We start from the raw sequence: 26,503 nt of genomic DNA on the forward strand, positions 1-26,503 counted from the left end.
AGGGCGGCCCCGCACGGAACCGCCCTCACCCGTTTCATAATCGTGCCGGATTATTTCATCAGCACTTTGGCTTGCTTCACCCATTCGTCGCGCGCAATGCGGCCACGGGCCATGATCTTGGCATCAAGCGCCTCAATGTCGGCCTTCTTCAGCGCGGCAATGTCAGCAAAACGCTTGATGCCGGCAGCCTTCAGCTTGGCAGCGAGCGCCGGGCCGACGCCATTCAGCAGCGTGAAATCATCGGCCTTCGCCGGGGCGGCTGCAGCAGGCTTCGCCTTCGCAGCGGCCGGCTTGGCTTTTGCGGCTGGCTTCGGCGTGTCTGCCACGGGTTTCGCAACGGCTTGCTGAACCGCTTTCGTTGTACGCTGCGCCGCCTTCTTGCCGGTCTTCATCAGATCGGCGCCGCTTTCGGTCGCAACCGCTTCGATCTCTTCCGTCAGGCGGGTGATGCGCTGCTTCAGTTCATTGCTGCGATCCTTGGACTTCGTGCGCGCCTTGGACACGGTCTCGGCAACTTCGTCTTCCAGCTTGTCGAGCTTGGCGGCCAGCTTGCTGCCTTTCTTGCCAAGGCCCTTGACGCCGAGCAGGTCGCGCATGCGTTCCATACGGGCCTCGAATTCGTCGCGTGCCTGGGTCTGGAATTCGCGCGCCACATCGGCATACTTCGCGGCGCTCTTCGTTGCGGTCTGGACGACTTCATTGTCCTGTACCCGCGCGCGCACGTCCTGTTCGATCGCTTCGCCGCGCTTGACGAGGTCTTCAAACAGTTCGGTCGATTGCTTGTTGAACGTCTTGGTGTTGGCAATCGCCTTGTCATAAGCCTTGCCGTAGGCGCCCACGCCGGCGAGCCAGATCTTGTGCGCCATGTCAGCGCTGTTCAGTTCAGGCGCCTTCGCAGCCTTCTTGGCCTTGCCGGGCTTCTTGAGGGATTTGGAGGCTTTTGCGCTCGCGGCCTTCGCCGGCTTCGCTTTCACCTTCTTCTCATTTTTCTTGGCCATGTATGGCACTCCTTTATCCGCATAATTCGGTGGAGTGGGACGTATCGGAAAATCCTAGAATCTTCATACTAATCGCTGCAGCCCTTGAAACACCGGGCCGAATGCCCTGTATCAGGCAGACACGCATCAAGGAGAGCAGAGACATGAGCGCAGTTGATTATACCGTCGATGGGAAGACCTATGAAGGCTACTTCCTGCGTCCGAAGGGTAAGGATGTGGCTCCGGTCGTCGTGATCGCCCATGCCTGGGGTGGTCTCGGCGACAATGAACGCGAAAAGGCCCAGCGCGTATCAGAGATGGGGTATGCGGCGTTTGCCATGGACGTTTATGGGAAAGGTATGCGCGGCGCGACCGTGGAGGAGTGCCAGGCCCTGATGAATCCGCTGGTCGAAGACCGGGCAGAATTGCAGAAACGCCTTGCAGGCGGTCTTGCCGCAGCCAAGCAGCAGGTTGGCGTGGATCCGAAAAAAGCGGCCGCTATCGGATTCTGTTTCGGGGGCCTCTGCGTGCTCGACATGGCGCGCGCCAATCACGACGTGCTTGGCGTTGCTTCCTTCCACGGCCTGTTCCGGCCGGCCGAGAATGTGCCCACTCCGAAAATCACCGCCAAAGTTCTGATGGAGCATGGCTGGCACGACCCGATGGCAACGCCAGAGGATGTGATGGCCATCACGAAGGAGCTGGAGGGCGCAGGCGCAGACTGGCAACTGCACGTGCACGGAAAGTCCATGCACTCCTTCACTACGCTCGGCGCCGACAACAAGGAGATGGGCACGGTCTACAATGCCGATGCAGACCGTCGCAGTTTCGAGAGCCTCGAAAACTACCTGGCTGAACTCTTCTAGTCGGCCCGGAGCGCATACCCGGCGGAGCGGACGGTCCGGATCGGATCGTCCCCGCCTTCCTGCCGCAGCGCCTTGCGCAGGCGGCCGACATGCACATCCACCGTGCGGGCCTCGACATAAACGTCAGAGCCCCAGACCGTGTCCAGCAATTGCTCACGCGAGAAGACGCGCCCCGGATGCTGCATGAAATAGTCGAGCAGGCGGAACTCGGTCGGTCCGAGATGAATGTCCTGACCATTGCGCGCAACCTTGTGGGCCACGCGGTCAATCTCGATGTCGCCCACCGTGATCCGGTCATCTTTCAGGCCCGGACGAATCCGGCGCAACACGGCGCGGACACGCGCCATCAGCTCAGTCGTTGAGAATGGTTTGGTCACATAATCATCGGCGCCGGTATCAAGCCCCCGGATACGGTCGCTTTCTTCGCCCCGCGCGGTGAGCATGATGATCGGCAGGTTCGGATTGGCCCCGCCGCTGCGGATCCGCCGGCAGACTTCAATGCCGCTGACTTTTGGAAGCATCCAGTCGAGCAGGAGCAGGTCCGGCGCCCGTTCCTCGATCATCAGCATAGCCTCCTCACCATCGCTGGCGATGGCCACCTCATAATCCTCTTTCTTGAGGTTGTAGAAAAGCAGCTCGGATACGGCGCTTTCGTCTTCGGCGATGAGCACATAGGGCTTCATGACTAATCCTCTCGTCCTACGTCTTTTCAGACGCCCGTATTAGGGGCTTTCGGGCGCTCATGGGGCATGAGATATTCGCCAGTGATTTGAAAGTAAATAAATTCTGCGATGTTCGTACAGTGGTCGCCGATGCGTTCGAGGTTCTTGGCCATGAACAACATGTGGGCTCCGGCGCCGATCGTGCGCGGGTCCTCGATCATGTAGGTGATCATTTCGCGAAACAGCGAATTGTAGTGCTGGTCGATGTCGTCATCGCTTTCCCAGACCGTTTTCGCCGTATCCGCGTTGCTGGTGGCGTAGGCATCAAGCACCGCATGCAATTGCAGCGAAACCGGGCGAGCCATCCTCGCAACGCCATGCCGCATGTTCGCAGATACCGCATCGTCCAGCATCAGCGCGCGCTTGCCGATATTCTTTGACAAATCGCCGATACGTTCCAGTTCGCCCGCTGTCTTCAGCGCGGCAAACACGGATCTCAGATCATGCGCCATCGGCTGACGCCGCGCGATCAGGCTGACGATCTGGCGTTCCACTTCCTCTTCCAGCCGGTCGACACTGGGATCACGGGAAATAACATCCTTGGCCAGATCATGATCATTGCGATCAACCGCCTGACAGGAATCCAGGATCATCGTCTCAACGATGCCGCCCATGCGCATCAGATCGGCCGCTATCTTGTCGAGTTCGTCCGTAAAAGCTGAGACGATGTGATCTGCCATGAAGTCTCCCTTATCCGAACCGGCCGGTGATGTAGTCTTCGGTGCGCCGCTCGCGCGGGCTGGTGAATATCTGGTCCGTATCGCCCATCTCGACGAGATGACCGAGATGGAAGAATGCCGTGCGTTGCGACACTCGCGCTGCCTGTTGCATGGAATGGGTCACGATTACAATGCAATAGCGTTTACGAAGCTCGTCGATCAGTTCTTCGATCCGCGCCGTGGCGATCGGGTCGAGTGAGGAACAGGGCTCGTCCATCAGGATGACTTCCGGGCGCACGGCAATTGCCCGCGCGATGCACAGGCGCTGCTGCTGGCCACCTGAAAGGCTGGTGCCAGGCTGGGCGAGCCGGTCCTTCACTTCCTGCCACAGGCCCGCGCGGCGCAGGCTTTTTTCAACAATGGCATCGAGTTCCTGACGGTCTTCCACGAGCCCGTGAATCCGTGGGCCATAGGCGATATTGTCGTAAATGGATTTCGGGAACGGGTTCGGTTTCTGGAACACCATACCTACCCGCGACCGCAGCAAGACCGGGTCCACCTCCGGGGAATTGATGTTCTCGCCGTCCATGAAGATTTCGCCGGTCACCTTGGCGCCGTCGATCGTGTCATTCATCCGGTTGAGGCACCGCAGGAAGGTGGACTTGCCACAGCCCGATGGGCCGATTAGCGCCGTGACCGACCGGTCATATACCGGAAGCGATACGTCAAACACGGCCTGCTTGCCGCTGTAGAAGACGCTCACATCCTTGCAGTCGATGCGCGGATAGACGAGCGCCTGCGCCTTGTCGGCGCCCTCCCCGGTCAGGGCTGGGTCGTGATCTGTCTGGGCGGTTGTATCCATCACCATCTCCGCTCGAATTTGCGCCGCAACATGACGACGATGACGTTCATTATAACAAGTAATGCGAGCAGGATGACAATGACGGCGGCCGTCATCGGCTCCCAGGCCCGCTCAGCATTTGAGGCCCAGCTATAGATCAGCACCGGCAGGGCTGTCGCCTCGTCCGTCGTGGACGAGGGAACTTCCGCGACGAATGCCACCATACCAATCAGCAACAAGGGGGCCGTCTCGCCCAGCGCCCGCGCCATGCCAAGGATGGCGCCGGTCAGCATGCCGGGAAAGGCCAGCGGCAGGACATGGTGAAACACGGCCTGCATCCGCGATGCTCCCACAGCGAGCGCCCCGCTCCGAATGGAGGGCGGCACGGCGCGCAGGGCCGCCCGCGCGGCAATGATGACCACAGGCAGGATCAGCAGCGCCAGCACAAGCCCGCCCACCAGCGGCGCAGACCGCGGCAAGCCGAACGTCCCGAGCAGCAGCGTGGCCCCCAACAGGCCGAAGACGATGGAGGGCACGGCGGCCAGATTGTTGATGTTCACTTCAATAAGCTGGGTCAGCCGGTTCTTGGGCGCAAACTCCTCCAGAAAGATGGCGGCAAAAATTCCCATCGGAATGGCCACCATGCCCGTGACCAGCATCGTCAGCAGCGATCCGACAATCGCGGCCAATGACCCGGCAAGTTCGGGATAGGTGCTGTCAGTGCGGGTCAGCAGGCTCGTATGCGGCACGCGCCGGATGACACCTTCGGATCTCAGCGCCAGAGCCCATGCGATCTGAAGGTCCGAAATGGTCCGGCGACTTTCCGGAACGGTCACGATCAGGCCCTTGAGCGGCGTACCCTCAAAATCCGCCACATCGCCGGCAAGCAATTCGAATGTTGCTGCCTCCTCGCCCAGATCGCTCAGGCGCGCGACTGCGCCCTTGCTTGTGACGAAGACCGACGGGACGCCGTCCTGCTCTCCGAGCGCGGTGAGCGTGGCGCGCACGGAATCCAGATCCGGCTGGGTCAGCACCATGCCGCTGCCCTGCCCCGGACTGATCTGAGCGCCAGCTCCAATCCGGAAAGGAATACTCCGCGGCGACGACCGCTTCAGGAAGAGATCCACATCATCAGAGACCGGGACTTTCACAGTGACACTCTGGCCGATCAGGGAGGGATGGCGCGCAACGCGGCGTGCCAGCGGCAGCACGGCCAATCGGTCAACCAGCGCGCTGAAATCCTGCCTGACCGGGAGGCTATCTCCTGCGTTTGGGAAGCGCGCAAACAAATCGTCGCGCACAAGTGTGTAGAAGCCCTCTATGTTGCGCGTGATCTCTTCCGGCGACGCATTTCCGTCCGGGGCAATGCGTTCCGGCGTGAGGACAATATCGGTTTTCACCACATGATAGGTCACCGCCCCGCTCGCCTTCCAGGCAATCGCGCTGATCAGGAAGACCAGAGAGAACAGCGCAAAGCCCAGCGCGGCCAGCCCATACATGCGGAAACGCGTGTCCGCGGCGCGGCGCCGGCGAAGGCGCTTCAATGCCTTTTCAGACTGGAGGGAGGTTTCCGGAGGATTACTCATATTTTTCCCTGTATCGCTGCACGACCCGCAGGGCGATCAGGTTGAAACCGAGCGTGACCAGGAACAGGACAAGACCAAGCGCGAACGCCGACAGTGTCTTCGGGCTGTCGAATTGCGTCTCGCCCGTCAGGAGCGCCACGATCTGAACTGTAATGGTCGTCAAATCCGTTGACGGATCGAAGGAGATGCGAGCCCGCTGCCCGGCCGCCATCACCACGATCATGGTTTCGCCAATAGCGCGCGATACGGCCAGCAGCATTGACGCAACAATGCCGGGCAAGGCGGCTGGCAGGATGATCTGCTTGATGGTCTCTGACTTGGTTGCGCCCATGGCGAATGCCGCATCGCGCAGGGTCTGCGGGACGGCGTTGATCACGTCATCCGAGAGCGACGACACGAACGGAATGACCATGACGCCCATGACGAGACCGGCCGCCAGCGCACTGGTCGGTTGGGCGGCCAGGAACGGTTCCGAGGTCACGCCGATATTGATCAGGAGCGAATTGATGCCGAGCGCTGCCGCGCGCACGCCCGGCGCAATTACCAAGAGCGCGAAGAAGCCGTACACAACGGTCGGAATGCCGGCCAGCATCTCCAGCAAGGGCTTCATGTATCGCCGGGTCCGCACAGAGGCGTATTCGGACAGGTAAATCGCGGCAAAGAGGCCAATCGGCGCCGCCACGAACATGGCGATCAGGGCGATCATGAACGTGCCGAAGAAAAGCGGTAGCGCGCCAAACTCCGCGCTGGTCTGGGCATTCCAGCGCGTGCCGAACAGGAAGTCCGTGACGGGCACCTGCGCGAAGAAACGCAGGCTCTCATAGAGCAGCGAGGCCACGATCCCGACCGTGGTGGCGATAGCGATTGCTGCGCACAGGAACAGGAAGGCCTCAGCCCCCCGCTCCACCTTCAGTCGCGCCCGGAAATCCGGGGCCACTTTCCGGCGGGCGTAGGCAATGCCGCCAATGGCAGAGAGGATCATGGCCGTCAGGGTCGCCGCCTTCAGGCTGCCGGAAAGTTCGAGGAAGCGGCTGGTGACCGTCGCGAAGATGCGGTCCGCGCCCGCATACCCGCCCGTTTTTGCCGCGCCGGCGACCGCTTCAAGATAGGATTGGAGTTCAGCCTTGGAGAGGGTGTGAAAGCCTTCGGGCAGTTCACTGTTGAGCAAGCCAAAAACTGCGGTCTGTGAGAACAGGACATACACGGCTGCGATCAGCAATGTGGGCAACAGCCCCCACATCGCGACATAATATCCGTGATAATTGCCGCGCGAGTGGAATTTGTGGCCGCCTGAAACGAGATACCGCTCAGCCCGTATCCGCCCCACAGAGAATCCGGTCGTGACCACGAAGACAAGCAGCGCGGTCAGCAACCATCCCATAGGTAGTTGGCCGAGCTGCTGCACCATTCAGGCGGTTCCCTTCCATCCGCGCCCAGATAGCCGGGCAAAGCTACACTTATATGACATATTGCTGTGGAAACTCATGTAACAGGTACTCTCTTGAACAGACAGCATGGATCGGCCACATCAGAGCACATGACGAATGACAGCCACAGCGCGGCCATCTGGCACGGCACTACCATCCTCGCCGTCCGAAAAGGCCAGAAACTCGTAATGCTCAGCGACGGTCAGGTTTCCATGGGCCAGACCATCATGAAGGGCAATGCCCGCAAGGTGCGTCGCATCGCCGGTGGGGAGATCCTCGCCGGGTTTGCTGGCGCCACCGCAGACGCCTTCACCCTGTTCGAACGACTCGAAGCCAAACTGGAACGCCATCCGGGCCAGCTCCAGCGCGCAGCCGTCGAACTCGCCAAGGATTGGCGCACCGAGAAATACCTCCAGAAGCTCGAAGCCCTGCTGATCGTTGCCGACAAGGAATCGACGCTGGTCATCACGGGCGCAGGCGACGTACTCGAGCCGGAACACAATGTCGTCGCCGTGGGCTCTGGTGGCAATTTCGCGCTTGCCGCCGCGCGCGGGCTCTACGAGTACGAAGATGACGCCGAAGAGATCGGGCGAAAGGCCATGCAAATCGCCGCCGACATCTGCGTTTACACCAATAGCCATTTCACGCTGGAAACGCTGGACCTTTGAGGTCCGAGCCTTTCGCGTCCCTGTTCCACGCTGGCCGACAGACCAGCCCCAGTCTGGAAAACCTGATGAAAGACCTTACCCCCCGCGAGATCGTTGCTGAGCTTGATCGCCATATTGTTGGCCAGACGGGCGCCAAGCGCGCCGTCGCCATTGCATTGCGGAACCGCTGGCGCCGGAAAAAGGCACCCGACTCCATCCGGGGCGAGATCACGCCGAAGAACATTCTGATGATCGGCCCTACGGGCGTCGGCAAGACCGAAGTCTCGCGCCGCCTCGCCCGGCTCGCCAATGCGCCCTTCCTCAAAGTCGAAGCCACAAAATTCACCGAAGTCGGCTATGTCGGCCGCGATGTGGAACAGATCATCCGGGACCTGGTTGAAGCCTCGATCTCCATGATCCGCGAACAGAAGCGCGAAGGCGTGGCCGCCCAGGCCAAGGACGCGGCCGAAGAACGCTTGCTGGATGCGCTGGTCGGCGAAGAGGCCCAGTCCTCCACGCGGGAAGTCTTCCGCGGCAAGCTCCGCGCCGGTGAGCTGGATGACAAGCCAGTCGATCTCGACATTGCCGAAACCGGCAGCCCGATGCAGATGATGGACATTCCCGGCCAAGGCGGCTCCATGGGCATGATCAATCTCTCCGACATGCTTGGCAAGGCGATGGGTGGACGCACCAAGCGTGTGCGCACCACGGTCAAGGAAGCCTACCAGCCGCTGATTGAGGAAGAATCGGATCGCTTGCTGGATGAGGATGCGATTGTCCGCGAAGCGGTTCACGCCGTGGAAGAGGATGGCATCGTCTTCCTTGACGAGATCGACAAGGTCGCGGCCAAGCAGGGTCGCGGCGGCGCCGATGTCAGTCGCGAAGGCGTCCAGCGCGACCTGCTCCCGCTGATCGAGGGAACCACGGTCAGCACCAAGCGCGGCGCCGTAAAGACCGACCATATCCTGTTCATCGCTTCGGGCGCATTCCATGTGTCCAAACCCTCTGACCTCCTACCGGAGCTGCAAGGCCGCCTGCCTATCCGCGTCGAACTGGATGCGCTGACACGCGACGATTTGCGCCGGATCCTTGTTGAGCCGGAGGCCAGCCTGATCCGCCAGTACCAGGCGCTGATGCAGGCCGAAGGCGTCACGCTGGAATTCGAGGACGCCGCCATCGACCGCCTCGCCGACCTGGCCGAAGCCGTAAATAGCAGCGTCGAAAATATTGGCGCGCGCCGCTTGCAGACGGTGCTGGAGCGCCTGCTGGACGAGATCAGCTTCGAGGCCCCCGACAAGACAGGCGAGACCATCACGATCACGCCGGACTATGTGAATGAGCGCGTCGCGAGTCTGGCCGGCGATGCGGACCTGTCGAAATTCATTCTCTAGCGTGAGCTAGACGTTCACCCGTGACAGCAACTCAACCGTCTGACCGTATCCGTCCACTTCGGGAATGATCAGGCACGGCTCGCCTTCCGGCGTCTCTGATTGCTGGGGCTTCACCGTCACGACGGTCTCGCGACCAAACCGGCTGACGGCATCGGCCACAGAACTCGCCGTTGCGAACTTCTTCAAATTCATCCGGGTCGGGAAGATGATGACCGCCTCTCCCGCCTCCTCTGCCTCCAGAGCAGCCTGCGCGCCGATCCAGACAGAATCAGTCGTCTCCCGCCCATCATGCGCAGCGATCTGGTCTGGCGGCGCGGGCGCTACATAGAAATGCGTGTCGAACCGCTTGGGCATCATGTCCGGGGTAATCCAGTGACCGAAATGCACGAGACTATCCAATGCAAGGACAAGGTCATTGTCCCGGATCAGCTCAAGGAAACTTTGCTCACCGCGATCCACGGCTGAGCGAAACGGGTCCAGCTTCTCCGCCATGTCCGGGCCCACCAGTGGTTGGTTGGTCCCGCGCCGGGACCGGGGCCGTGCCAGCAGGAGGCCCGACTCCTCAAATGCCTCGCGCACAGCCGCGATCCGCGCATCCTGTTGGACCGGGCCGAAATCGCCGTCAGTGTAAGTGTCCCAGTCTGCGCTGGAATCTTCCGGTGTCGCCTTGCCGCCAGGAAAAACGAGCGCACCCGCCGCGAAATCAATCTGGTAATGGCGTTTCACCATCAGCACTTCAGGAACGGACGAACCATCCCGAACAATAAGGACTGTGGCGGAGAGTCGTGGCGCATCGGGCGTGATTGTCATTCTTATGGTCCCGTTTTTCTGTCAAATTTCCTCAAAATCCGCACGGATTTCTGCGCGTGATCTTCAATCCTCTCCCTTAGGGAAGGCAATAGGCACGGTCAGAAAGACGGGAAGAGTGATGCGGGAATTGCTTCAAACGAAAGTTGTCGCCCACAGTGGACAGAAGGTCCATCTCCGCTTCCAGCCTGTAATGCATGTTCTGGACGGCACCTCTTTTGGCGCCGTCTGCGAGCTGTCCCAGCACTATGAGGAAAAGGCGACGTTCGGCCCTCTGACGGAAGCCCGTGCGGTTTCCGGGCCGGGCAAATGGCTTGCGGATCGCCTTCTGGAAATCGCCAGCGCGGCCCACACCTCTGACAATCGTCTCCGCCCCATCCTCGTCCCGGCCCCGGCGGCCGCCCTGATGGACGACAATACTGCCGTGGGCTGTGACGCAGCCATTCGGCGCACGACTCTGTGCCAGCAGGAAATCAGCCTCGAATTCCAGGATTCGGCCCTTGCCGATGGTCGCTCTGACGCGGTTCACCGCGTGGCCAGCCTCCGCAAGCGCGGCTTTCGTGTTGCCATCGACATGCGCAAATCCTGGCAGACCCAATTGCGCGACGGCCTTGGCCTGATGATTGACAGTATCCGCGTCGATGCCCGCGAACTGGATCTCAATGAAGAGCTGATGAATATCTGCGAATCTGCGAGCGCCGCCGGCATTCTTGTCATTGCCGATAATGCCAATTGGCGCGATGGCGCCTTCCTGGACAGCCTCGGCGTGAAGGCCGGCGTTCGGATGCGGACCGACTGCTAGGCAGCGCCCACTGAGTCGCCGACTTCTTCCATGGCGGCCATTTCCGAATAATAATCCAGCTTTTCAAGCAGATAGTCGAGGTCTTCCTTCGGGATCGCCTGGAACTGTGTCAGCACGCGTTCAATCATCCGCGCCCGGAAGCGAGCCCGGTCATTTGGGCCGCCATCATGGGTGGTCTCATGGAACACGTTCACAGCGGCGCGAAAGGCCGGCAGCATCTTGCGGGGCATGCCGGCGCGGTCGAACACGGCCTGCAGGCCGAGTGGTCCTGCATCATGGATCATCAGCCAGACACGCTGGTGCCCCACTCCGGAGAGTTCCGCCAGCGAGTGCTCGACGAACGGCATCTGGCCGCAGCAGAGCGCGCGCATGATGAGTGAATGCGTCAAGCGGCCGTTAAGGTGCAATTGCGAAACAAAGCGCGGCAAATCATAGGTTCGGCCCGCCTGCTCCACCAGATCGATCGTGGCCCGCTCGCGGGAGGCCGAGGCCAGGTCAATGGCCATCTGGGCTGGCAGTTCATGGCGATTGACCAGCAGGTCAAACAGCTGGCCCGACACAAGCGAAACCATTTTCTCAGCGATATGGGTCGGGATGTATTCCCGGCTGATCAGGCCTTTTTGCACGCCCTCATCCGATCCGAACCGATGGATCGAATTATCATAGGCCGAATCGGTAAATTCAGCGCCCTCATTGGCCGACAACATCCGGACTGCTTCTACGGTGCCGTGTTCCGAAATCACTTCCGTCAGCGTTGTCGAGAGATGTTCCCGATTTGCGATGGCAGCCTGCTTCGCCGCCGTGACAGACAGGACAAGTTCGATCAGATCCTCTTCGGTGAAGACAGGGGAATCCTGAAGAACCGGAATGGCGACCGCCTCAATGTCCTGCGCCAGTTTCAAGGCGATTTCGCGTGGCAGGATCGGGGAGTTGCGAAGAGTGACAGACAAGGTGCGGCGCACCAGATCGGCGGCGTCATCCGCCAGGATGCCCATGATTTCCTGCGCATATTCGCGCTCGGCATCGCTCAGCACATCCAGCGCGATGCGGCGGCACAGACGATGAGCCACTGACGCGCGGTCTTCAGGTGTCTCGCCCTTGATCAGGCGATGGATATCCTGCTCGGTCAGCTGCGGGCGAATGCTCTGGACGCTCATCTTCTGATGCCTCTTCCTTACGATTCGACACAAATTCGCGGGATGCGGTTAACATCCAGTTTACCTATTGAGGTTTGGCCCATGAAAAAAGCCGGTCACTGCGGACCGGCTTTCCTCAAAACTTCGTCTGCTGTGAAGACTATTCGTCTTCTTCCTTGAAGAGCTCCTCACGGGAAACCGTTTCCTCGGTGATTTCAGCAACTTCCAGAATGTGGTCGACGACCTTGTCTTCATAGATCGGTGCGCGCAGCTGGGCCATCGCACCCGGATTGTTGCGGAAGAATTCCACGACCTGCGTTTCCTGGCCCGGATACTGGCGAGCTTCACGGATCAGGGCCTGGTTCACTTCCTGCTCGGAAATGCGAACATCCGCCACACGGCCGATCTCTGCGAGGACGAGGCCAAGACGCACACGGCGCTCGGCGATCTTGCGATACTCTTCCTTGAGCTCGTCTTCGGATTTGTCCTTGTCTTCGTCAGCGGTGCGGCCAGCATCCATTTCTGCCTGCAGCTGCTGCCAGATCTGGTTGAACTCCTGCTCCACCATGTTCGGCGGCAAGTCGAAGCTGTGCGCTTCGTCCAGCTGGTCCAGAAGGTTGCGCTTCGCCTTGGCGCGGGAGGCGCCAACATGCTCGGCTTTCAGCTGGTCCTTCACGAGGCCGGTCAGCTGCTCAAGGCTTTCCAGACCGAGGCCCTTGGCGAATTCGTCGTCGAGTTCAGCGGTCTTCGGCGCGCGCACTTCATGCACTTTCACTTCGAAGACGGCTTCCTTGCCGGCGAGGTCGGCAGCGCCATACTCTTCCGGGAAGGTGACGGTCACGTCTTTTTCGTCGCCAGCCTTCACGCCAACGAGTTGGTCTTCAAAGCCAGGGATGAACTGGCCGGACCCGATAACCAGGGTCTGCTGCTCGGCGCTACCGCCTTCAAAGGCTTCGCCATCGATCTTGCCGACGAAATCCATGACGACCGCGTCGCCATCCTTGGCTTTCGCCGTTTTGGCGCGCGCTTCGTACTGGGTGTTCTGCTCGGCGATACGGCCAAGGGCCTCGTCAATCTGCTCCTGGGAGACTTCTGCGACGGGGCGCGTGATGGCCAGCTTGCTGACATCGGCCGGCTCGAATTCCGGCATCACGTCGACATTCATGTTGTAGGACAGGTCGGCCTGGCCTTTGACCACGGCTTCCATGTCACCGTCGAGCTGGACGTCTGGCTGGCCAGCCGGGCGCAGCTCATTGTCTTCCAGCGCCTTCTGGTTGGTTTCGGTAACCAGCTTGTTGATCAACTCGCCCATCAGGTCCTGGCCGTACAGCTTGCGGACGTGGGATGCGGGCACCTTGCCCGGACGGAAGCCCTTGAGCTTCATTTGCGGCCGGATTTCTTCAATCCGCTCGTCGAGTTTCGCCTGCAGTTCCGAGGCCGGCACTTTAACGGCGAACGTGCGGCTAAGACCTTCTGCCTTGGTCTGGGTAACTTCCATCGGTTCAATCATCCGTATCTTGGGTCACGGGCGCAAGAAATGCGCGCGGGCGCCCTGTGAATCCTGTCTGAAGGGGCGGCTTATGTCATAGCCGAAAGCCCCTGTCCACGCTGGACTATGCGCGTATTGCAGCACTTTCACCGACCCCAAAGCCAGCAGACAGTTTCGTGGACGTGGGAAGACAGCCAGACGGTCGTATTTGGCCAGCCAGAAAGAGCTTCAAGCACAAAACTCCGCCGCCGATTAAAGCTGAAGGCAGACGTCGGGGCCGCCGGCAATGGGCAACGGGAATTTGTCTGAAGAGGTATTCCCGAAGTGCTGATTCACAGACCGGACACAGGAAACCGGACTGAAAGGGTCCGCAGGGCCATCCAGTCCGGTCTCATCGTTTCGATTTACGCGAAGGTCGAAGCCTAACCAGCCTTGACCGAAATTTTCTTCGCCTGTTTGCGCGCATCGTCGGATTTCGGCACGGAAATACTGAGCACCCCATCCTTCAATTCGGCCTGAATCTTGTCACTATCGACATCCGCCGGCAAAGCCATGCTCGTCGAGAACGCCCCAAATGAGCGCTCGGAGCGCCGGTAGGATTTCTTCTCTTCCGTCTTTTCGTGTTTCCGCTCACCGGAGACGGAAAGCCGCCCTTGCGAATAGTCGATATCAATATCCTCCCGCTTCACGCCGGGAACATCGAGCTTGAATTCATAGGCCTTGTCGGTCTCGGCCACATCGAGGGCTACCAACATGTCACCATTGGCGCCATTCGGCGGCGCCGGCCGGAAATAGCGTCCGAACAAAGTGTCCATTTCGCTGCGAAGCTGCGAGAATGGATCAAGCATCCCGCGCGCACCTGCGCTGGGGATCACCCCACCCGTATTTTCCTGTGCAGCGGTCGTCATGATGAGTCTCCTTTGACAATGTTGAGGGAATGAAACGACCCTACACATCGACGCGCAGCGCGAATTGACCAACATCAAGACTTCCCGGCAACACGGCCCTCAAATATCCTTCCGAAATGAGTATGGGACAGGAGTGTGATTGCCATGCCGGATGGCCAAGCCCCCTCAAGCGATCAAGACACGACGCGGCCGCTGTCATGGGCGCTGCCCTGGCTCGCAAAGGCCGGGAAGCCCTGGCGGCCGCCTTCCTTGGCGCCGTGGTTGGAATCCAGTCGCGACAGCTATGCCGCCACTGCCTATGGCGACGTTCTGGACCGCTCCGTTCACGCCTATGCCGCTCACTTCACAGGCGGGTTATCCCCGCTCGGCCTCTGGTTGGCCTTCGCGGACTGGGCGACTCATCTGGCCGTATCTCCCGGAAAGCAAATGCAATTGCGCGTCAAAGGCGTCCGCAAGGCACTGCGATACATCGCCTGGCTGGAATCTGCGACGCAGGACCCGGAAAATTGCGAGCGCTGCATCGAACCCCTACCACAGGATAAACGGTTCAGTTCGCCCGCATGGCAGACCTGGCCCTTCAACGCGGTCAGCCAGTCCTTCCTGCTGACCCAGCAATGGTGGCACAATGCGACGCGGGGCGTCCGGGGCGTAGATGCCCAGAACGAAGCGATCACGACATTCACCACCCGACAGATCCTCGACATGCTGTCGCCCTCCAATATCCCCTGGCTGAACCCGGACGTGATGCAGGCCACCCTGACCAGTGGCGGCGGCAATCTGGCGAAAGGCTTCCAGAATTTCGTGGAAGACTGGGAACGCCAGGCGGGAGGACATCCTCCGATTGGCGCAGAAATGTTTCCCGTCGGCGAGCGCGTCGCCGTGACGCCCGGCCAGGTGGTGTTTCGCAATCGGCTGATCGAACTCATCCAGTATGCGCCCACGACCAAGAAGGTCCGCCCGGAACCGGTCTTCATTACGCCTGCCTGGATCATGAAATACTATATTCTTGATCTCAGCCCCGAGAATTCTCTTGTGAAGTACCTGACCGATCAGGGGTTCACGGTCTTCATGATCTCCTGGAAAAATCCGGACCCCGAAGATCGCGACCTCGGACTCGACAATTATCTGGACCTTGGCTGCCGTGCCGGGCTGGAGGCCGTGCGCAAGATATGCGGCGGAAAGAAAGTTCACGCGGTCGGATATTGCCTTGGTGGCACCCTGCTTTCAATCGCAGCCGCCGCGATGCGCCGCGAAGCAGGCGACCAACTGGCCAGCCTGTCCTTCTTCGCCGCGCAATCGGACTTCAAGGAAGCCGGCGAACTCACGCTATTTGTGAATGAGAGCCAGCTGGCGCTTCTGGAAGACGTGATGTGGGAACAGGGCTTCCTGGACACGGGCCAAATGGCGGGGGCCTTTCAGATCCTGCGCTCGAACGACCTCGTCTTCTCCCGCAACATGCGCACCTATCTCATGGGCGAACGTGACCCGATGACCGACATGATGGCCTGGAATGCTGACGGCACGCGCATGCCCTACCGGATGCATCTGGAATATTTGCGACACTTGTTTCTCAACAACGACCTCGCCGAAGGACGTCTGAAGGTCGATGGCAAGGCCGTCTTCCTCAGTGATATCCGTACACCAATATTCGCAGTGGGAACGGAGCACGACCATATCGCGCCGTGGCCCTCGGCGTTCAAAATGCACCGGCTTACGGATGCAGAAGTCACCTTCGTCCTGGCCAGCGGCGGCCATAATGGTGGCATCGTGTCCGAACCCGGCCGGGAGGGCCGCCACTACCGTCTTCTCACAAAGCCCCATGATGCGCCGCATCTCGACCCGGCAACCTGGTACAACACGGCCGCCTTCGAGGAGGGCTCCTGGTGGCCGGCCTGGGTAGACTGGCTGTCAGCCCATTCGGGCGACCCCGCCGATCCGCCCAAACCCGGCGGCGGGATCGAAGACTACAAACCCGTCATGGCTGCGCCGGGACAATATGTACTCCAGCGCTAAAGCCAGCGCGGTATCAACCCTCAGACGGGAATCTCGCCCCGTAATTTCCCGTATGCGTATTCTCCCGTAGTGTCAGACCCCAGTTCCTTGCGTCATTCTCCCCTCATCGGTTCAACGCAAGCAAAGCTAGGAGAATGGCATGGCCCGGATCGCGGCAGTCTTTGAAATGCAGGCGAACTCAGCGAGCGTCAGGCAAGTTTACGCTGCGGGGGACCATCTTTTTCATCAGGGCGACACTGATCGGGGCATCCACAAGATCGTTTCAGGCACGGTCACCGTCTATCGTGTCACCGCAGACGGGCATCGCCAGATCGAAGCCTTTGCCGGCCCCGGCGACTATGTCTCCCTCTGCCTGTGCGCGACCAGCCCGACGAGCGCCGAGGCCTTGAGCCGCGTTGAAACCGAATATGTCACCCGCGCGGCCTTTGAGCGCCGCCTTCTGGAAGACGCCCAGTTCCGTCAGGAAGTATTCCGCGACATTGACAAATCCGCCGCCGATGCGCGCCGACAAGCGACTCTTCTGGCCTGCCGATGTGCCAAGGAACGTGTCGCGGAGTTTGTGCTGTTTCTGGATTCCCATTTCGCCCCGCGCGCGGATGGTTACACGCCAATCTGCATGAGCCGTTGCGACATGGCAGACCATCTTGGCCTGACGCTCGAAACCGTGAGCCGCATGCTGAACCGGTTCAAGCAGACAAATGTGATCGACCTACCCCGTCCGGACAGGTTCCGTATCCTGAATTACAACTGCCTCTCGCGTTTGGCCGGCCGGTCGGAACAGGGCAGTTTCGACCGGAATGGCATTGCCGTCTGATTTCGGTCAGAGGTTTGCGCCGCGCGCCATGAAGGCCAGCCGAACCAGCTCCGCGACACTGGCGACTCCCGCCTTTTCGAGCACATTGGCCCGATAGAATTCCACCGTACGCGGACTGAGGTCGAGCGTTCGCGCGACAAGCTTGTTAGAAGCCCCTGTAATCAGCTGGTCGAAGACATCCCGCTCGCGGGGCGTGAAACTTTCCAGCGCTTCCAGCGCGCGCCGTCGTCCATTGGCGCGGTCAGCTGCTGTCTGGGCCTGTTTTGTTGCGCGGTCGATTGCCTCGAACAAGGCATTCCTGTCCCAGGGCTTCTCGATGAAATCCGTGGCCCCCGCTTTCATGGCATCGACCGCAAGTTCTATGTCACCATGCGCAGTAATCATGATGATTGGGCGGACGTCGCCCTGCGCCCGGACGGATTTGATCGCGTCCAGTCCGGACTCTGTTCCGAGCGAATAATCCATCAGGATGATTGCCGGGTCTTCCGGGTCGTTCGCCTTCAGGAAACCTTCTGCATTCGCGTACAACAGGCAGGCATAGCCCTTGGCGCTAAGAAGGGCATCTAAAGAATCCCTGACACCTGCATCATCATCAACCACGATAACCTTGCAGGTATTGGCCTCTGTCACGCACTGCTGCTCCTCTTGGTCTGCAACAGACTATACTATCCGCCGGGGAAGAGTAAGGGTGAACTCGGCGCCACTCCCGATTGAATCGGTGAGGCGTATATCTCCCCCATGGGCATTGGCTATCCGGCGCACAATGGAGAGACCCAGCCCCATCCCTGATTTGCTTCGGCGGAAGAACCGTTCGAAAATCTTCGGCCTGTCGGCCTCAGCTATGCCGGGCCCCGTGTCGCGAACGACAAGTTCAAGCGTCTCTTCAGTCTGACGGGACGTTACAGCAAGCTCGGCCCTGTCCATGCCCGCCATGGCCCGCAAGGCGTTGCTCGACAGGTTCATGACGATCTGCTGGATCTGGACACGGTCGAACAGGGAAGGCTCGTCCATCCCTTCCTGCCGGTAGCGGATCATTACCCCCTTGGCGGCCGGAGCGTGCGCCATCATCGACATGGTTTCCGCCACCGCTTCGTGGAAACTATCCATGCGTGGTTCGGTTTCGCCTCTCAGAGCCATGCGGCGTGTTCTGGCAATCACCTTCCCGCCAAGCCGTGCCTGCGCGCCAGACCGTTTGGCCAGTTCGATGGCGGTATCGAGATTTTCCGGACTGGGTGATGCAAGCCGCAACTCCAACGCATCCATGTAATTGGCGATCGCGGTCAATGGCTGGTTCAGTTCATGCGCGATGATCGACGCAAACTCACCGAGCGCGCTCTGCAAGGCGGCCGCATCGAGGGCTTCGCGCAGAGCATCAATTTCGGTCTCCCGGGCCACGCGGTGTGAAATGTCCCGCACGATGCCGATGAATTCCACGTCCTCGCGCCCAGGTAGCTGGCTCAGCGCAATTTCGATGGGGAAGGTCTTGCCTGTCTTGTGACAAGCCTGGAGCCGGCGTCCGAAATCGGGAAGCCTCCGCTCCCCTGTTTGCAGGAAAGCATCAATATAATTGCCATGCCGCGACGAATGGGGTTCCGGCATCAGTACTGTCAGCGATTTGCCCACAATCTCTTCGGCCCGCCATCCGAACAGCCGCGACGCACTCCCCAGGAAATCCAGAATAGTGCCTGAGCGGTTGATCCGGATGATTGCGTCCGGGGCTGCGCCCAGCAACGCTTCCAGCACCGATTGCTGGTCGGTCATTTTTGATCGCAACCGGCGGTCTTCCACGATGATCCCGGCGATCTGAGCGATCTGGTCCATGAAGGTATCAAAGACGGAATGGTCTTTCTGATCGGCCCGGTCACGCACTATGACAAGCAGGGCGGCAGGCTGTTCGCCGGAGACTCTTAATGGAAAAAGCCGCGCACGGTGTAGTTCAGACTCGTCGGACAAGGCCCGTGTCTCAATACTACGCCTCGGCGGCTCAGTGGCAATGTCTGCGATGACCGCCGATAGAGCCTCGATTTCATGTATCTCAAACGAAGGGCCGGATACAAAGAGAGGCCCGACAATACCCCCGTTTAGAAACACAGCCACGCGACCGGCTCCGGGCACGGCTTCAATGGCCTGAATCAGCGGTTGGGCCGTTTCTGAAAGGACGCGGCTGGCATCCACTCGTCCCAAGGCTTCGTCCAGAAAAGTCGTGACCGGCCTTAGGACAGAGTCCAGATGCTGCGTATTATTCAAATGATCCGATCCGATTATGACGCACCCAGGCGTCTGACCAGGCCTGTTCAGGTTTGGCCCTACTCGGACGCCGATCCGTTAAGCGTGATCGCCACGACACGGTCAAACTGGTCGGCATAATCATGCGCCGCTTCACTGGCAGCACGGAACCAGACCGCAGCGCCTTGTACCGGAGACTTGCAGCTGCCGAGTTCGCTCATGAAGGAAATATCCTTCCGAAGGCGATTATTGTAGAATCGCGCCATGTCCTGACTGCTCTCCATCAAATGCTTCATCGTATCGGCGCTGAACTGCATCGTATCCGCAACCGGGATCGGAATTGCACTATTGGGGATGAAGCCCGTCGCGCCCTTGGAAGAACTCTGGCTCGCCTTCGGGCTCGAAGCGGCTTTCTCTGTCTGGGATTTTGTCTGGGCCATGATGCATCCTCCTGTTGCGGTTGTGCCGGAATACTTGTTGGACTGCTTCTATAAGACGTTACTGAACCCCAGACTCAATTGCGGGGAAATACGGGATAACCCGGAGTACACGTACTTATCCGGACTTGCAGGATGAGGCGGCTGGCAGTTGAGTGGACGAAGAGAATGTTTAGAGGGAGCGAACGCGTGAACCGCAACAAGCCACACATGGCCCGGACCTGCCTGCCATCATGACAAGTGACATGGAAGGCCAGTTCGACTGGCTCATCTCGAAGGCGGCCTCCCTGCCCGGTCCGGCCCTGCGCGTCGCAGTCATTCATCCTGTTGATGCCTCCAGCCTCAAGGGCGCGCTCGATGCAACCGCTGCAGGCATCATGACGCCTGTCCTCGTGGGACCAGCCGCAAAGATCGCTGCGGCTGCGGAGCTGGCGGGACTTGATCTGTCCGGCATCGAACAGGTGGACGCTCCACACAGTCACGGCGCCGCGGCTCGCTGCGTGGACCTCATTCATGAAGGCAAGGCAGACGCCTTGATGAAGGGGGCGCTTCACACCAATGAAATGATGGCGGAAGTGGTCAAGCGTGAGGGCGGCCTGCGCACCGAGCGACGCATGAGCCATGTCTTCCTGCTCTCGACCGCAGGGTATCGGAAGCCCTTGCTCATCAGCGATGGCGCCCTGAACATCGCGCCGGACCTCATGGCCAAGCGCTGGATTACCCAGAACGCCATTGATGCTGCGCGCGCCATCGACATTGACCCGCCCAAGGTGGCTATTCTCTCTGCAACCGAGGAAGTGGACCCGACCATTCCTTCCACTATTGATGCAGCCGCTTTGTGCAAGATGGCTGATCGCGGCCAGATCAAGGGAGGCATCCTCGACGGCCCGCTCGCGTTTGATCTCGCGGTTTCCCGAGAATCCGTGGCAACGAAAGGGCTCCGCTCTCCTGTCGGCGGAGATGCAGATATCCTGATCGTGCCCACGATCGAGGCCGGCAACATGCTGGCCAAGCAGCTGGACTATCTGGCCGGCGCATCCGCAGCTGGCATCGTCCTCGGCGCAGCGGCGCCAATCATCCTGACAAGCCGGGCCGATAGCGCAGAGGAGCGCATGGCGTCCTGTGCCTTTGCTGCTGCGGTTGCCCATTGGCAGCGGGGCGCGCCATGAGCCGCCGCTCGGTCGCGACATTCAATGTCGGCTCTTCCAGCCTGAAATTCTCGATGTTCGAAATCCAGGCGAGCGGCGAATTGGGAGACTGCCTGCTACGCGGCGCCGTGCGTGACCTGGCCGGCACGCGACGAGTGGACACTTCCGATCCCTCCAAGCTCAAGACACTCCAAAGTGCTGTGGACGGCGTCACCGAGTCTCGGGACTTGATCGCGACATTGGCGAAATGGCTCGCCCGGCAGGATGAGGATGTTCACCTTGCCGGCATAGGGCACCGCATCGTGCATGGCGGCACAGAGTTTGAAGGCCCTGTCCTGGTCAGTGACGCCGCGCTTGACCGCCTCCAGGCCCTCGCAATCTTTGCGCCGGCCCATCAGCCGCACAATCTCGCAGGTGTTCAGGCCGTCGAAAACGCCCTTCCTGAAGTGCGCCAGACGCTATCCTTCGACACAGCCTTTCACCGAACCATGCCGCACATTGCCGAGCTTTATGCATTGCCGCGCGCCCTCAGCGATGAGGGCATCTTGCGGTTCGGCTTTCATGGCCTGTCCTATGCGCACATCGCAGAAAGCATCGGCTCGGTTCTCGGGACGCGGCCGAAGCGCCTCCTCGCACTCCATCTCGGCAGCGGCGCCAGTGCCTGCGCCATGCTCGACGGCCGCAGTATTGCCACCTCAATGGGGCTGACCGCACTCGACGGCCTGCCCATGGCAACCCGTTGCGGCGACCTCGATCCGGGGGTCGTGCTACACCTCATAAAGGATCGCGGCATGCCTGTGGATGAGGTGGCGGATCTCCTTTACACGAAATCCGGCCTGCTGGGGGTCTCCGGCATTTCCGGCGATGCCAAAACCCTGCTCGAGAGCGCCGCGCCGGAGGCAGAGGAAGCCATTGATCTCTATTGCTACAGGATCGCCAGCCAGTCCGGCGCTTTGGCTGTGGCGATGGGCGGGTTCGACGCCATCGCCTTCTCTGGAGGCGTCGGCGAAAACGCGCCGGAAATCCGCAACCGGATCATAAGCCATCTGAGCTGGATGGGCCCTGAACTTGAGACGAAATCGAACGCGGCCAATGCGGCTATCCTCTCACCCAAGGATGCTTCGGTGCCGGTCGTCCGCATCGTGGCTGATGAAGAACGCATTATTGCGCGCGAATGCGCCTCCCTGCTCTAGCGGATCAGGAAGTCGCACCCACTGACAGCCGTATCCCATGAAGCCGACAATTGAACCGCTTCGGACTCAGTTTCATCCGGGCCATTCGAGATGGGCCGCAATGCTTCGCGGGCCCGCACAAGCACGCCATCCTCGATACGGTTTGAAGGGTGCTCCACCAGAATATCGCCCTCTTCCAGGCCGGCCAGGATTTGCGCCTCCTGTCCGTTCATGTGGCCGACTTCGACCTGACGCAGCCGGGCGCGACCCTTTTCGATACGGTAGACGGACCAGGCCCGGTCCTGTTTGAAGAGCGCGGTCATGGGCGCGGTAAGCACATCTTCCTGCGACCAGATTTCCACGGCCACATCCACACGATACCCATGCCCCATCCGGTCCGCCGGCTGGCCGGGCACCAGATCGATCACGACATTCACGCGCTGCTCCTCGATGCCGAGCGCAGAAACCTTCGTGAAGGCAAAGGGCTCTATGCGCCGGACCTTTCCGTGCAGGACGGGTCCGCCCCAGTCGGAGATGACAACAGGGTCTTCGGGTGAGATCCGGACGGCATCCTCTGACAACAGGTCTGCCACGATCTCGATCTCCTCCGGATCGCCGACCTCGACCAGCGTCGCACCCTGGGCGACGGGACCCTCACTCTGGCGCAAACGGCGCAACAGGACGCCATCAATCGGGGCGATGACATCAATCAGTTCACCTTCCTCGCTGTCACTGCTGGGACGCAGGGCTGCGCGGGCGGCGGCCAGTTCCTGACGGCGCATGGCCAGCGCCGCTTCGGCCGCGCGGGCCGCAGCCTGCAGGGTTCTTTCCTCGGCCTCGGACCGTTCCAGCACCTGCCGTGAGATCGCCCCACCCGGCGCCAGCAGGCGGTATCGGTTGGCATCGGTGGTGGCGCGGTCGAGTTCGGCTCGCACCCGGTCCAGTTCCGCCTTGGACGCCGTCACCGCTGCTGCTGCCGCATCCGCGACGGCCGACAATTGCTTCTGGGACCGGCTGTCGAGCACGGGGGCCGCCACCGGACGGATGACCGCGACCACTGTCTCCCCCTGATACACGCAGTCGCCAGCGTCCAGATCAATGCGTTCGAGCCGTCCGGCCACCGGCGCGGAAATTTCAAACACGTCATGGATACGTGTCTCGCCTTCCTCGCTGACGGACACCGTCATCGATCCAAGGCGGGCCGCCACGATATCCACATCAATCGCCCTTGGGGAAAAGGCCCAGACCGCCAGGGCCAGGACGATGAGGGCAATGGCTGCCCAGAAAAGAAGACGATTGCGAAGGGCCATGGGGTCACTCCCGTGTTTTGAGAACGGCGATGAGGTCGAGGGTTTTAACACGCTGGCGAACAAACAGGGCCGCAGCAATAGACGAGACGACAACAATAGTGGCGGCCATCCCATGTGTAGACGGATCGATGGTTACGGGAATCCGGAACAGTTCGGTCGCCATGGAGGAGGCCACCAGATAGGCGAGCCCCATGCCCAACAGCCCGCCGAGGGGGAGCGCGAGGAAGACCAGCAAGCCCAGCTCTCCGATCAGGATGTAGGACACCTCGCCCTCGGTAAAGCCGAGGACCCGCAGGCTGGCAAGTTCCCGCCCCCGTTCCGTCAGGCTGATCCTGGCCGCATTATATACAACTGCCGCAGCAATCGCGCCGCCGATCAACGCATAGATGGTCATCATGATATTGATGTTCTCTTCCATGGTTTCATTGAAGCTCTCGATCGAGGCGCGCTGGAGGGCCACGCTCGCGATGCCGGGGCGCGCAAGAACCGCTTCGCTGAACGCGGCCTCCCGGTCCGGATCGATCATCGCATAGACTCCGCTGACCACATCGCTTTCCCCGAGCAGGTCTCCGAGGGCGTCGACGTCCATGAAGGCCGGCCAGCCCATGGCTTCGTTCACGATGCCTGTCACCGGCGCGTCGAGCACGGGCCGCTCCCCTTCCAGCACTTCCAGCGTGACCCGGTCCCCCACGCCCGCAATGACCATGCTCGCCAGCTGGGACGACAATGCGAGGCCGTGTTCCGGCATGTCCATGAAACGTTGGTTGTCATCCAGAAGCCGGCGCTGTCGGCCTGTGGGGTCCACACCGACCAGCCACACACGCTCGTCCAGCTGGCCGTGGCGTATCCGAATGGAAACATCGCGGTTCGGCTGGACTGACAGCACGCCGGGCAATCGCTCGATTTCTCGCACGGCACTGTAATTCATCGGCTCAACGAAATTGATCGCCGCATCATAAGCGTCGGTGCGGTTGAAATGCTGCTCCAGCATCTCGTCAATGGCATCAAAGGCAAATAACGTCCCGACCAGCAGGGCCTGAGCGGCCGCAACCCCGACGACTGTCACGGCCGCCCGGATGGGCCAGCGTGTGACGTGACGCAGGATCATCCGGGTCGGCTCGTCGAAATGGATCCGCGCAAAAGCGCGCTGGAGCACTCCCTTGCTATAGACCGTCGGCGGGGCTGGCGACATGGCTTCGGCAGGCGCGAGATTTGCCGCTGATCTCGCCGAGGCAATGGCCCCAATAATGGCCGCGATCGCGGCTGATCCGCCTCCGATCACGAACGCAGATGGATCGAGCCGGAAAATCATGTCCGGGAACCGAAAACTGTTCGCGTAAAGATTGGTCATGAGCCGCGCGAGCGCCGCGCCGAGAACGAACCCGACCAGAATTCCGCCAACCACCATGCCGAGCGCCATTTTCACATAGTGCCAGGCAATCTCCCGCTGGTCGAAACCGAAGGCCTTCAGTAATCCGATCTGCTGGCGTTCGGTCGCGATGAGGCGCGCGAGAATGGCATTGATCAGCAAGGCCGACACGATGAGGAAGATTGGCGGAATGATCGCGGCGATGGATGCCAATTGCTGCATCTCACTTTCGATGAAGGCGTTGGATAACTGGTCTTCCGCGCCATAGGCACCGCCCGTCCCATAAGGCGCAAGTAATGCATCCAGCCCGTCAATCACGCCTTGCGGATTGGCGCCCGGACTGAGGGAGACACTCACATTGTTAAACGCCCCATCGAGATCAAAGGAAGCCTCCAGTGCCCGTCGGCTGAGCCAGAACACCGCAAAGCGCTTCTCGTCAGGCAACAGTCCGCTCGGTCCGAGCATATAGACATGTTCCGGAGAATCCCCAATTCCTACAATCTCCAGATCACGCGCGCGGCCATTGATGATTGCACGGACATTACTTCCCAATGTGAAGCCATGCGCGTCCACGAAAGCCTTGGAAACAACCGCCTCGTCCGGCCGGCTGGGATCGGGAAAGCGCCCTGAATACAGCAGGACACCATTCAGCCTCGGCACGCCATTTTCAGGCAGGGAGACAAGCTGCGCATTGGCCGGCTCGCGCATGCCTTCGATATCGAGTGTGACCATGCGGGAAATTCGCGTCTCGACAGTGCGGACCCCCTCAATATCCGCAATCTCGCTTGCGAGGCGTTCGGGTGCGCGTTTCGCATTCGAGAACACATCGGCGAAGCGGTACCGGTCATAATATGTGTCCCGGCTCAGTTCGAGGGACGAGATGGCGCCCAGGGCCATCACCATGATGGCGACTCCGCAGGCAACGATGGCCCCCACCGCCAGGCCCTGCCCGCGCATATGGAACAGATCCCGCAGGAGCTTTCGGTCCAGCGCGGAAATCCAGCTTACCATGACAGCTCCGTGGGTTTTTTCGCTCGGCCCACCTCGTCAATATCCACGATCAGTCCATCGGACAGCCGGATGGTCCGGTCCGACATATCCGCGATGCCGACATTGTGGGTGATGACCACTGTGGTGGCGCCCAGTTCGCGGTTCACATGGTCGAGCGCTTCCAGCACCTGGACACCGGTCTTGCTGTCCAGCGCGCCCGTTGGTTCGTCGCAGAAGAGGAGTGCCGGCCGTTTGGCAATTGCCCGCGCCACAGCGACGCGCTGCTGCTCGCCGCCGGATAATTCTGCCGGAAAGTGATCAAGACGTGCCGCCAGACCCACCATATCCAGGGCTTCTTCGGGGGGAATGGGATCGCGGGCGATCTCCGTGACCAAGGCCACATTTTCGCGCGCCGTCAGGCTTGGCACGAGATTATAGAACTGGAAGATGAAACCGACATGGTTGCGCCGATACCGGGTAAGGCCGGCATCAGACCGACGGGTCAGCGACTTGCCTTCAAATTGCACATCGCCTTCGGTCGGGCGGTCAAGGCCGCCAAGAATGTTCAGCAGGGTCGACTTCCCGCTGCCCGACGCCCCCAGCATGACCAGGAGTTCACCCCGGCGCACATCAAGGTCGATGCCCCGAAGCGCCTGAACCTTCACCTCGCCTGTGTCGTAAACCTTGGTCAGGCCACGGGCCGAGAGGAGCACGCCGGTGTCGGTATCTGGAGCCAGCGCCTGTGAGCGTGCCAATACATTCATTT

The 26,503-nt window shown here is 60.6% G+C and carries 24 protein-coding genes; 8 read left to right on the forward strand and 16 right to left on the reverse strand.

Features of this window, described 5'->3' with window-relative positions:
• Positions 1 to 50: 50 nt before the first annotated feature.
• The gene (locus tag V7660_RS05855) at positions 51 to 998 is read right to left on the reverse strand and encodes a phasin family protein (protein ID WP_335602190.1); all 948 of its coding nucleotides are present in this window, start codon (positions 996 to 998) and stop codon (positions 51 to 53) included.
• 143 nt (positions 999 to 1,141) lie between these two features.
• Here V7660_RS05855 and V7660_RS05860 point away from each other — a divergent pair, with 143 nt between their 5' ends.
• On the forward strand, positions 1,142 to 1,843 hold the full coding sequence (locus tag V7660_RS05860) for a dienelactone hydrolase family protein (protein WP_335602191.1): 702 nt from the start codon (positions 1,142 to 1,144) through the stop codon (positions 1,841 to 1,843).
• On the opposite strand, the gene phoB is transcribed toward V7660_RS05860, so the two are convergent.
• From phoB to pstC, 5 genes are read right to left on the reverse strand one after another with little or no spacing between them, the layout of a single operon-like run.
• Positions 1,840 to 2,526 carry a phosphate regulon transcriptional regulator PhoB gene (gene phoB, locus V7660_RS05865; RefSeq protein ID WP_034812767.1) on the reverse strand — a complete coding sequence of 229 codons (687 nt, stop codon included), beginning with the start codon at positions 2,524 to 2,526 and terminating at the stop codon, positions 1,840 to 1,842. The genes V7660_RS05860 and phoB overlap by 4 nt on opposite strands.
• Positions 2,527 to 2,552: 26 nt before the next feature.
• Positions 2,553 to 3,245 carry a phosphate signaling complex protein PhoU gene (gene phoU, locus V7660_RS05870; RefSeq protein WP_335602192.1) on the reverse strand — a complete coding sequence of 231 codons (693 nt, stop codon included), beginning with the start codon at positions 3,243 to 3,245 and terminating at the stop codon, positions 2,553 to 2,555.
• A 10-nt stretch (positions 3,246 to 3,255) separates the two neighbouring features.
• Positions 3,256 to 4,086: a phosphate ABC transporter ATP-binding protein PstB gene (gene pstB / locus V7660_RS05875; RefSeq protein ID WP_335602193.1), complete on the reverse strand. Its 831-nt coding sequence runs from the start codon at positions 4,084 to 4,086 to the stop codon at positions 3,256 to 3,258.
• The gene (gene pstA / locus V7660_RS05880) at positions 4,086 to 5,651 is read right to left on the reverse strand and encodes a phosphate ABC transporter permease PstA (RefSeq protein WP_335602194.1); all 1,566 of its coding nucleotides are present in this window, start codon (positions 5,649 to 5,651) and stop codon (positions 4,086 to 4,088) included. The genes pstB and pstA overlap by 1 nt, the downstream gene beginning before the upstream one ends.
• Positions 5,644 to 7,059: a phosphate ABC transporter permease subunit PstC gene (pstC, locus tag V7660_RS05885; protein ID WP_335602195.1), complete on the reverse strand. Its 1,416-nt coding sequence runs from the start codon at positions 7,057 to 7,059 to the stop codon at positions 5,644 to 5,646. Before pstC ends, pstA begins: the two co-directional genes overlap by 8 nt.
• A gap of 129 nt (positions 7,060 to 7,188) precedes the next feature.
• Here pstC and hslV point away from each other — a divergent pair, with 129 nt between their 5' ends.
• Both hslV and hslU read left to right on the forward strand, forming a co-directional pair.
• The gene (hslV, locus tag V7660_RS05890) at positions 7,189 to 7,746 is read left to right on the forward strand and encodes an ATP-dependent protease subunit HslV (RefSeq protein ID WP_335602196.1); all 558 of its coding nucleotides are present in this window, start codon (positions 7,189 to 7,191) and stop codon (positions 7,744 to 7,746) included.
• Positions 7,747 to 7,811: 65 nt separating this feature from the next.
• Positions 7,812 to 9,116: an ATP-dependent protease ATPase subunit HslU gene (gene hslU, locus V7660_RS05895; RefSeq protein ID WP_335602197.1), complete on the forward strand. Its 1,305-nt coding sequence runs from the start codon at positions 7,812 to 7,814 to the stop codon at positions 9,114 to 9,116.
• Positions 9,117 to 9,122: 6 nt separating this feature from the next.
• Here the strand turns inward: hslU and V7660_RS05900 are convergent, their stop codons facing one another.
• Positions 9,123 to 9,926 carry an NUDIX hydrolase gene (locus V7660_RS05900; RefSeq protein WP_335602198.1) on the reverse strand — a complete coding sequence of 268 codons (804 nt, stop codon included), beginning with the start codon at positions 9,924 to 9,926 and terminating at the stop codon, positions 9,123 to 9,125.
• Positions 9,927 to 10,044: 118 nt separating this feature from the next.
• Here V7660_RS05900 and V7660_RS05905 point away from each other — a divergent pair, with 118 nt between their 5' ends.
• The gene (locus V7660_RS05905; RefSeq protein ID WP_335602199.1) at positions 10,045 to 10,725 is read left to right on the forward strand and encodes an EAL domain-containing protein; all 681 of its coding nucleotides are present in this window, start codon (positions 10,045 to 10,047) and stop codon (positions 10,723 to 10,725) included.
• Here the strand turns inward: V7660_RS05905 and V7660_RS05910 are convergent.
• The 3 genes from V7660_RS05910 to V7660_RS05920 all read right to left on the reverse strand — a co-directional run bounded on the left by V7660_RS05910 (position 10,722) and on the right by V7660_RS05920 (position 14,258).
• Positions 10,722 to 11,882 carry a DUF2336 domain-containing protein gene (locus V7660_RS05910; protein ID WP_335602200.1) on the reverse strand — a complete coding sequence of 387 codons (1,161 nt, stop codon included), beginning with the start codon at positions 11,880 to 11,882 and terminating at the stop codon, positions 10,722 to 10,724. The genes V7660_RS05905 and V7660_RS05910 overlap by 4 nt on opposite strands.
• Positions 11,883 to 12,021: 139 nt before the next feature.
• On the reverse strand, positions 12,022 to 13,359 hold the full coding sequence (gene tig / locus V7660_RS05915) for a trigger factor (RefSeq protein ID WP_442910030.1): 1,338 nt from the start codon (positions 13,357 to 13,359) through the stop codon (positions 12,022 to 12,024).
• Positions 13,360 to 13,772: 413 nt separating this feature from the next.
• Positions 13,773 to 14,258, reverse strand: a complete 486-nt coding sequence (locus V7660_RS05920) for an Hsp20/alpha crystallin family protein (protein ID WP_335602202.1) — start codon at positions 14,256 to 14,258, stop codon at positions 13,773 to 13,775.
• 144 nt (positions 14,259 to 14,402) lie between these two features.
• Here V7660_RS05920 and V7660_RS05925 point away from each other — a divergent pair, with 144 nt between their 5' ends.
• Positions 14,403 to 16,271 carry a PHA/PHB synthase family protein gene (locus tag V7660_RS05925; RefSeq protein ID WP_335602203.1) on the forward strand — a complete coding sequence of 623 codons (1,869 nt, stop codon included), beginning with the start codon at positions 14,403 to 14,405 and terminating at the stop codon, positions 16,269 to 16,271.
• Positions 16,272 to 16,410: 139 nt separating this feature from the next.
• Positions 16,411 to 17,085 carry a Crp/Fnr family transcriptional regulator gene (locus V7660_RS05930; protein WP_335602204.1) on the forward strand — a complete coding sequence of 225 codons (675 nt, stop codon included), beginning with the start codon at positions 16,411 to 16,413 and terminating at the stop codon, positions 17,083 to 17,085.
• Between the two features lie 6 nt (positions 17,086 to 17,091).
• Here V7660_RS05930 and V7660_RS05935 read toward each other — a convergent pair whose 3' ends face one another.
• From V7660_RS05935 to V7660_RS05945, 3 genes are all read right to left on the reverse strand, one after another.
• Entirely contained in the window at positions 17,092 to 17,715 is a 624-nt protein-coding gene (locus tag V7660_RS05935) for a response regulator transcription factor (protein ID WP_335602205.1), read from the reverse strand.
• A gap of 30 nt (positions 17,716 to 17,745) precedes the next feature.
• A complete protein-coding gene (locus tag V7660_RS05940; protein WP_335602206.1) occupies positions 17,746 to 19,038 on the reverse strand; it encodes a two-component system sensor histidine kinase NtrB in 1,293 nt (430 codons plus the stop codon).
• Positions 19,039 to 19,391: 353 nt separating this feature from the next.
• On the reverse strand, positions 19,392 to 19,751 hold the full coding sequence (locus V7660_RS05945; protein WP_335602207.1) for a hypothetical protein: 360 nt from the start codon (positions 19,749 to 19,751) through the stop codon (positions 19,392 to 19,394).
• A 218-nt stretch (positions 19,752 to 19,969) separates the two neighbouring features.
• Between V7660_RS05945 and V7660_RS05950 the strand changes: the two genes are divergently transcribed.
• Together V7660_RS05950 and V7660_RS05955 are read left to right on the forward strand one after the other, a co-directional pair.
• Positions 19,970 to 20,917: a bifunctional enoyl-CoA hydratase/phosphate acetyltransferase gene (locus V7660_RS05950; protein WP_442910031.1), complete on the forward strand. Its 948-nt coding sequence runs from the start codon at positions 19,970 to 19,972 to the stop codon at positions 20,915 to 20,917.
• The gene (locus V7660_RS05955) at positions 20,914 to 22,089 is read left to right on the forward strand and encodes an acetate/propionate family kinase (protein WP_335602208.1); all 1,176 of its coding nucleotides are present in this window, start codon (positions 20,914 to 20,916) and stop codon (positions 22,087 to 22,089) included. Before V7660_RS05950 ends, V7660_RS05955 begins: the two co-directional genes overlap by 4 nt.
• Here V7660_RS05955 and V7660_RS05960 read toward each other — a convergent pair.
• Genes V7660_RS05960 through V7660_RS05970 form a run of 3 tightly spaced genes read right to left on the reverse strand, consistent with a single transcriptional unit; the run spans position 22,086 to position 26,501 of the window.
• Positions 22,086 to 23,378, reverse strand: a complete 1,293-nt coding sequence (locus tag V7660_RS05960) for an efflux RND transporter periplasmic adaptor subunit (RefSeq protein WP_335602209.1) — start codon at positions 23,376 to 23,378, stop codon at positions 22,086 to 22,088. The two genes, V7660_RS05955 and V7660_RS05960, sit on opposite strands and share 4 nt — an antisense overlap.
• 4 nt (positions 23,379 to 23,382) lie before the next feature.
• Positions 23,383 to 25,758 carry an ABC transporter permease gene (locus V7660_RS05965; protein WP_335602210.1) on the reverse strand — a complete coding sequence of 792 codons (2,376 nt, stop codon included), beginning with the start codon at positions 25,756 to 25,758 and terminating at the stop codon, positions 23,383 to 23,385.
• A complete protein-coding gene (locus V7660_RS05970) occupies positions 25,752 to 26,501 on the reverse strand; it encodes an ABC transporter ATP-binding protein (protein WP_335602211.1) in 750 nt (249 codons plus the stop codon). The genes V7660_RS05965 and V7660_RS05970 overlap by 7 nt, the downstream gene beginning before the upstream one ends.
• Positions 26,502 to 26,503: the final 2 nt, after the last annotated feature.

The organism is Hyphomonas sp., assembly GCF_036964145.1.
GTDB lineage: Bacteria > Pseudomonadota > Alphaproteobacteria > Caulobacterales > Hyphomonadaceae > Hyphomonas.